Source organism: Actinomycetes bacterium, from assembly GCA_036510875.1.
GTDB lineage: Bacteria > Actinomycetota > Actinomycetes > Prado026 > Prado026 > DATCDE01.
Genome location: DATCDE010000105.1, coordinates 24,664 through 31,133 on the forward strand (window position 1 = coordinate 24,664; position 6,470 = coordinate 31,133).

Annotated in this window: 7 protein-coding genes and 1 pseudogene; 5 read left to right on the forward strand and 3 right to left on the reverse strand. The window is 69.6% G+C overall.

Going from position 1 to position 6,470, the window contains the following annotated elements; all coding sequences use genetic code 11:
- The first annotated feature begins 14 nt into the window (after positions 1 to 14).
- Positions 15 to 704, forward strand: a complete 690-nt coding sequence (locus tag VIM19_05910) for a DUF4191 domain-containing protein (protein ID HEY5184434.1) — start codon at positions 15 to 17, stop codon at positions 702 to 704.
- Positions 705 to 720: 16 nt separating this feature from the next.
- On the opposite strand, the gene VIM19_05915 is transcribed toward VIM19_05910, so the two are convergent.
- Positions 721 to 1,191 (reverse strand): RDD family protein, encoded by a 471-nt coding sequence (locus VIM19_05915; protein HEY5184435.1) that lies wholly within the window; start codon positions 1,189 to 1,191, stop codon positions 721 to 723.
- Positions 1,192 to 1,392: 201 nt separating this feature from the next.
- On the opposite strand from VIM19_05915, the gene glnA reads away from it, so the two are divergent.
- Together glnA and VIM19_05925 are read left to right on the forward strand one after the other, a co-directional pair.
- Positions 1,393 to 2,817 (forward strand): type I glutamate--ammonia ligase, encoded by a 1,425-nt coding sequence (gene glnA, locus VIM19_05920; protein HEY5184436.1) that lies wholly within the window; start codon positions 1,393 to 1,395, stop codon positions 2,815 to 2,817.
- A gap of 56 nt (positions 2,818 to 2,873) precedes the next feature.
- Entirely contained in the window at positions 2,874 to 3,314 is a 441-nt protein-coding gene (locus VIM19_05925) for a hypothetical protein (protein ID HEY5184437.1), read from the forward strand.
- 63 nt (positions 3,315 to 3,377) lie between these two features.
- Here the strand turns inward: VIM19_05925 and VIM19_05930 are convergent, their stop codons facing one another.
- Positions 3,378 to 4,040, reverse strand: a complete 663-nt coding sequence (locus VIM19_05930; GenBank protein ID HEY5184438.1) for a VOC family protein — start codon at positions 4,038 to 4,040, stop codon at positions 3,378 to 3,380.
- Between VIM19_05930 and VIM19_05935 the strand changes: the two genes are divergently transcribed.
- The gene (locus tag VIM19_05935) at positions 4,002 to 4,412 is read left to right on the forward strand and encodes a PPOX class F420-dependent oxidoreductase (GenBank protein ID HEY5184439.1); all 411 of its coding nucleotides are present in this window, start codon (positions 4,002 to 4,004) and stop codon (positions 4,410 to 4,412) included. The genes VIM19_05930 and VIM19_05935 overlap by 39 nt on opposite strands.
- A 46-nt stretch (positions 4,413 to 4,458) precedes the next feature.
- Positions 4,459 to 4,656, forward strand: a pseudogene (locus VIM19_05940) (ATP-binding protein).
- Between the two features lie 206 nt (positions 4,657 to 4,862).
- On the opposite strand, the gene VIM19_05945 reads toward VIM19_05940, so the two are convergent.
- Positions 4,863 to 6,254 (reverse strand): hypothetical protein, encoded by a 1,392-nt coding sequence (locus VIM19_05945; protein ID HEY5184440.1) that lies wholly within the window; start codon positions 6,252 to 6,254, stop codon positions 4,863 to 4,865.
- Positions 6,255 to 6,470 lie beyond the last annotated feature (216 nt).

Sequence of the window (6,470 nt, forward strand, 5' to 3'; positions counted from 1 at the left end):
TTACCCTGTCCCCCATGGCGTTCTGGAACCGCAAGAAGAAGGAAGGGCCCGGCCGGGTCGCGCAGATCAAGGCCGCCTACCAGGTGGCCCAGCGGTCCGACCCGCGGATCGGCTGGATCCTGGCGGCCTGGTTCGTCGGCGTGCTGGTCCCCTTCGTGCTCGTCGGCATCCTGCTCAGCCACCCGTACTACCTGAGCTTCCTCGGGGTGTCGGTGGCCGTGCTGGTGGTCACCTTCATCTTCGGCCGCCGGGCCGAGCGGGCCGCCTACGCCTCGATCGAGGGGCAGCCGGGTGCCGCCGCGGCCGCGCTGAACACGCTGCGCAAGGGCTACACGGTGACTCCCGCCGTGGCGGTGACCCGCAACCAGGACGTCGTCCACCGCGTGGTCGGCAAGTGCGGGGTCGTGCTGATCGGTGAGGGCGCCCCCAGCCGGGTCGCCCACCTGCTCGCCGGGGAGCGCAAGCGCACCCAGCGGGTGGTCGGCGACGCGCCGGTGAACGAGGTGGTCGCCGGCAACGGGTCCGGCGAGGTCCCGCTGGCCAAGCTGAACGCCTACGTGATGAAGCTGCCGAAGACGCTCAACGGCTCGCAGATCACCGAGCTGGAGCACCGGCTCAAGGCTCTCACCGCCGTCCAGGGCACCATCCCGCTCCCCAAGGGCCCGCTGCCCAAGGGCGCCCGGATGCCCAAGATGCCCCGCTGAGGCGGGTCAGCACCCCTCAGCGCGCGCGAACCACCACGCTGGCCACGGCCCGGTCGTGCATCCCCCGGCCGTCCCGGTCCCAGATCACCGCGGGGACGACGAGACACAGCAGCACCGTGCGGGCCAGCGCCCGGAACGCGCCCAGGGGTCGGTCGATCAGGCTGGCCACCCGTAACCCGAGCAGCCGCTGCCCGAAGCTGGCACCGCCCAGCCAGGTCAGCAGAAACACCTCCGCGGCGAAGACCCCGAGCACGATCCAGCCGAAGCTGCTCGTGCCGTAGCCCGACTGGCCCCGGGCCAGCGCGGCGGCAGCCAGCTCCGCGGCGAACCAGTCGATGACCAGGGCACCGATCCGCCGGCCGAACCCGGCGACCGACCCCGGGCCGGTCTCCGGCAGGCCCAGCCGCTGCCCGCGATATCCCAGCTCAGCGGACTCCGCGGCGGCCCGCGGCCCCGACATCCACGACCCGACTTCGCGCCGATCCACCCCTCGAGGCTACCCCGCCACCCCTGGGCCCGCGTGGGGGTGGCGTACGGTCGCCTTGGTGGCTCAGGACAGCGAACCTCCGACCGTCGCCCCCGTAACAGCGGCGAAACACCAGGGACACCGCCGAGAAATCGCCCCGGCCTAGCGTCACCTAGCAGCCGACGGCAGCCGCCCAGAAGGCGCCGTTCCGAGGGAGGATGGATGTTCTCGAACTCCGACGAGGTCCTCGCGTTCATCAAGAACGAGGACGTGAAGTTCGTCGATGTCAGGTTCTGTGACCTACCTGGGGTGATGCAGCACTTCAACGTGCCGGCGTCCTCGGTGGGTCAGTCGTTCTTCGCCGACGGCCAGATGTTCGACGGTTCCTCGATCCGGGGCTTCCAGGCCATCCACGAATCCGACATGAAGCTCATCCCGGACCCGACGACGGCGTTCGTCGACCCGTTTCGGGCCGAGAAGACGCTGGTCATGAACTTCTCGATCCGCGACCCGTTCACGGACGAGCCGTACAGCCGCGACCCGCGCAACATCGCGGCCAAGGCCGAGGCGTACCTCAAGAGCACCGGCATCGCGGACACGGTCTACTTCGGCCCCGAGGCTGAGTTCTACGTCTTCGACGACGTGCGCTTCGAGACCAAGCAGAACGCCGGGTACTACTACATCGACTCGATCGAGGCGGCGTGGAACACCGGCCGGGTCGAGGACGGCGGCAACCGCGGCTACAAGACCCGCTACAAGGGCGGCTACTTCCCGGTCCCGCCGGTCGACCACTACGCCGACCTGCGCGACCAGATGTCGCTCAAGCTGGCCGACGTGGGCCTGGAGGTCGAGCGCGCCCACCACGAGGTCGGCACTGCGGGCCAGGCGGAGATCAACTACAAGTTCGGCTCTCTGCTGCACGCCGCCGACCAGGTGATGGCCTTCAAATACGTCATCAAGAACGTGGCCTGGGCGGCCGGCAAGACGGCGACGTTCATGCCCAAGCCGCTCTTCGGTGACAACGGCTCCGGCATGCACTGCCACCAGTCGCTGTGGAAGGACGGCGTGCCGCTGTTCTACGACGAGCTGGGTTACGCGGGGCTGTCCGACACCGCCCGCTGGTACATCGGCGGCCTGCTCGCGCACGCGCCGTCCCTGCTGGCCTTCACCAACCCGACGGTGAACAGCTACCACCGGCTGGTGCCCGGCTTCGAGGCCCCGGTCAACCTGGTCTACAGCCAGCGCAACCGGTCGGCCTGCATCCGGATCCCGATCACCGGCTCGAACCCGAAGGCTAAGCGGATCGAGTTCCGGGTCCCCGACCCGTCGTCCAACCCGTACCTGGCGTTCTCGGCCATGCTCATGGCCGGCCTCGACGGCATCAAGAGCAAGATCGAGCCACTGCAGCCGGTGGACAAGGACCTCTACGAGCTACCGCCGGACGAGCACGCCAGCATCCCGCAGGTACCCGGCTCACTGCCCGAGGTGCTCTCTGCGCTGGAGGCCGACCACGAGTACCTGCTCGAGGGTGGCGTCTTCACCGAGGACCTGATCGAGACCTGGATCGAGTGGAAGCGCACCAACGAGGTCGACCCGATCCGGCTCCGACCGCACCCGCACGAGTTCGAGCTCTACTACGACCTGTAGCGCCGCTAGGCCCTGGACTGACGTCCCGAACGGGCCGCCGGTGCCAGACTTCGCCGGTGGCTTCCGTCTCGCAGTGGGGCATCACACCCCGGCAGAGCATCGAGCGCGAATGCGCTCGCCGGGGCCGCGCTGACGTGGTCGCGGGCTGTCGTGCGCTGGTCCGAGGAGAGAAGGTCGATCCCGACCTGCTCATGGCGCTCGCAGGCCCAGGCGCACGCAAGTTCCTCGACGGAGCCGCTCACGACGACACGTATTGGCTGCGAGTGTGGGGTGCGCGGGGGCTTCTCTGGGTCTGGGATGTCGCGGCAACCGCCGAAGTCCGGCTCGCGCTCGCAGACGATGCATGGCGGGTCCGGGAGATGGCGCTCAAGGTGATCGCCAGGCAGCGAGTAGGTGATCTCGTCACCGAAGTTGCGGGCACACGGAACGACCCGGTGCCGAGAGTCCGGCATGCAGCCGACCGTGCCCTCGCGCTGCTGACCGCATCTGGCGCGTGAACAAGGCCTCGCGCCGATGTGCCGCGACCCGGTGGAGCGGGGATCCACCTGGTCCCCTCCCCGTCATCCGTTTGTGGGGAGACCGTCCTGCTCGATGACGTAGATGTTGCCGTCCGGGGCGCGGAAGAAGAACCAGCCCCAGCGGTCGCTCCCGTCACCACCGATCAGGTCGCGCGCCCACACGATGTCACCGACGAGTTCGACTGCCGCGGCGGCGAGTTCAGCCCGCGCGCTGACGATGTCGTCGACCGCGAAGGCGATGAGCACGCCAGTCTCGAATGCCGTCGGAGCGACGCGCTCGTCGGTCATGTCCGGACCGAAGATCTCGACGAGGTCGCGCGGTCCGGATGGCAGCGTGAACCCAGCCCATCCGGGGTTCGAGAAGGCGACCTCCATCCCGAGGACGTCCCGGAACATGGCCTGCGTCGCATCGAAGTGCTGGGTTCGAGTCCCGACGAACGACACTCGAAGCACCTTCATGAGGCTGTCTCGCTTCCTGAGCGACGCGGAGCCTGTGTCCCGGAGGCACGGTAGCCGCTGACCTGGTGGCTTCGGCAGCGAACCGATGTGCCGACGAAGGGCGCATCCCCCGCTGAAGTCCCCCGGTTTCGGCAGTCTGAACTGCCGTTGAGACGCGGCCGAACGACATCGGACCTGGCAGCACGCCAAGGTCGGTAGGTTGAGGCCATGGACCTCGACCAGGCGCGGGCGTTCGTCCGCGACCATCACCGGGCGATCTTGACCACGAGCCGTGACGACGGTTCCCCACAGATGTCCCCGGTGGCCGTTGCCGTCGACGATGGCGGGCATCTGCTCGTGAGCACCCGTCAGAGCGCGCTGAAGACCCGCAACCTGCGCAAGCGGCCCACAGCGTGGCTGTGCGTCATCAGCGACGGGTTCTACGGCCCGTGGATCCAGGTCGAGGGCGACGTGGAGATCGTGGAGCTTCCGGACGCCATGCAGCCGCTGGTCGACTACTACCGCCAGGTCGCGGGTGAGCACCCGGACTGGGACGACTACCGAGCCGCCATGGAGCGCGAGCAGCGCGTGCTGCTGCGCATCACTGCGCGCCGGGCCGGACCTGACGTGCAGGGCTGAACCGGAGACACCAAACTCACCGCCCCGACGCCCCTTCGGGGCGACCGGACCCTCCGGGACCGGCAAGACCCACTTCGTCGAAGCCCTCGCGCACAAGGCCATCGACTCCGGGATGCGGGTCTCCTGGTTCACCCTTGCGTCCCTGACCGTCGCGATCAGCCGAGCCGCCGGGGAGGCGTTCTACCGCGTCGTGGACGCCGCCTACGAACATGGCTCCATCGCCGTGACCTCGAACCTGCACCCGGGGAGTGTGCGGGACGGTCGGCTCAGTTGAGCCGCCTCGCTCGTCAGCAACAAGTCCGGCCGCTACCGGTTGCGCATGGTCCTCAGAGCAACGACCACGACGGCGACGATCAGGACCACCCCGATGACGAGAAGACCGGGGATCCAGACGGAGGTGGCCAGCAGCGAGGTACCCATCCGACGACCCTAGGGCACCCGGCGACCGTGCTAGAGGTAGCCGCCGATCTCGGGCGCGGGGACGGGGCGGGTCTGGGCGGGGTCGCCGAAGAAGGTGCGCCCACCGAAGTCCCCCTGCAGCCGGTCGTCAAGCTGATCACAGACGCCGATCATCAAAGCGATCACCCGGTGCAGATGGTCGGGCACCAGCGGGCCGGCGATCACTTGGGCAGCAGCGGTCACCACCCCGCCCTCCACGACGAAGTGGATCAAGGGCACCTGCCCCTGGACGTCGATGAGGGCGCGGCGCAGAGCATCGGTGTCGTCGACGTCGACCAAGACGGGGCTGAACAGGCTGACCAAGCCCTGGTCCTCCAGGACCCGGACGAAGACCATGGTCGACCCGGAGCGCAAGGGGAAGTCGCCGTCCTCGTCGGAGACGACAGCCTCGGCCGAGACACCGAGCCCGTGGGCAAGCACTGCGACCACCTGCGCGCGCAGGGGTGCGCCAGCGTCCACGGCCGCGGCGGGGCCGGACGCCGCCACAGCCCCGTGACGGGGAGCCGGGAGCCCGAGTACGGACAGGTCCAGGGCCTGCTCCTGGTTGAACCCCTCGACGGTCAAGAACGCGGGGTGCGGCGCGTTGTACACCTCCCGCAGCGTGCGCACCAGCGTGCTCGACGCGGAGGAGGCCTGGTCCTGGCTCATGTCCAGGTGGAAGTTGGCGGGGCCGTTCGGCGTCGGCAGCTGCCAGCCGAGGGCGGCCAGTCGGGCCAGCGGCTCGCGGGTCAGCCGGCGCGCCGGCGCCAGGAAGGCGTTGCTGACCGCCTCGAGCTGGGCGTGTCCGTCGGCAACCGCCCACTGAACGTAGTAGGTGTTGTCCCCGTCGCCGCCGTCCGCGCCGGGGGCCAGCCTGAGGACCACCCGGTCGCCGTCCTGGCCGTGGTCGATCGCCTCGGCCAGCCGCTGCTCGAGCGCAGCCCAGGCGGACTCCACCTTCGCGTCCACGCCCGGGCCCGGGCTGGGCGCCTCGGCTTGAACCGACGGTGCTGGAGTCGGCGCTCGCCCGCCCTGGCGCCTGCCCCGACCACCGTCAGGCGCGAAGGACGCCAACAACACGCCCAGCACGATCTGGCGCAGGCTCCCGCTGTTGCGGCACGAGGCGAGGTAAGCCCGCTGGGCTGCGGCCGACGGGCCGAGCAACCCGGCGTCCCCCAGGCCCCGGGCATGCAGCGTCGCCACGACCTGCTGCCGGAGCTCGGGCTCCCGGCTGATCCACCGGTCTCGCAGGACCGGCCAGGTCAGCCGGACGAACTCCTCGCTCGGGCCGTCCGGGAACAGCTCGGCGATCCTGTGCGAGGCGTTGCGCCCGCCCAGCCCGAGCTCCTCGGCCAGGTCCCGAGCCAGCGACGCCGGCAGTGCCGACCATCCGAACGGAGCCACTGCCCCACCCCCCAGAAACCGAGTGTCCTTTGCAGCATGGCCGGTCGGCTGGCAGGTGCGTAGCCGACGAAAGACCTAACGAGGCTTCGCCTCTGACCGCCGAGCTGGGGCTGGCGTGCGCGGTCAGGTGCGGCCGGGCTGCGGGTCATGGTTGATGGTGTCGTGAGGGTGAGCGATCTGCTCGATGGTCATGTGGTGCTGGACGTGCAGTGCCTG

Excerpts from the sequence above, each read along its gene's own strand:
- VIM19_05910 (HEY5184434.1), top strand. The coding sequence starts at position 15 with ATGGCGTTCTGGAACCGCAAGAAGAAGGAAGGGCCCGGCCGGGTCGCG.
- glnA (HEY5184436.1), top strand. The coding sequence starts at position 1,393 with ATGTTCTCGAACTCCGACGAGGTCCTCGCGTTCATCAAGAACGAGGAC.
- VIM19_05935 (HEY5184439.1), top strand. The coding sequence starts at position 4,002 with ATGGACCTCGACCAGGCGCGGGCGTTCGTCCGCGACCATCACCGGGCG.
- VIM19_05930 (HEY5184438.1), bottom strand. The coding sequence starts at position 4,040 with ATGGTCGCGGACGAACGCCCGCGCCTGGTCGAGGTCCATGGCCTCAAC.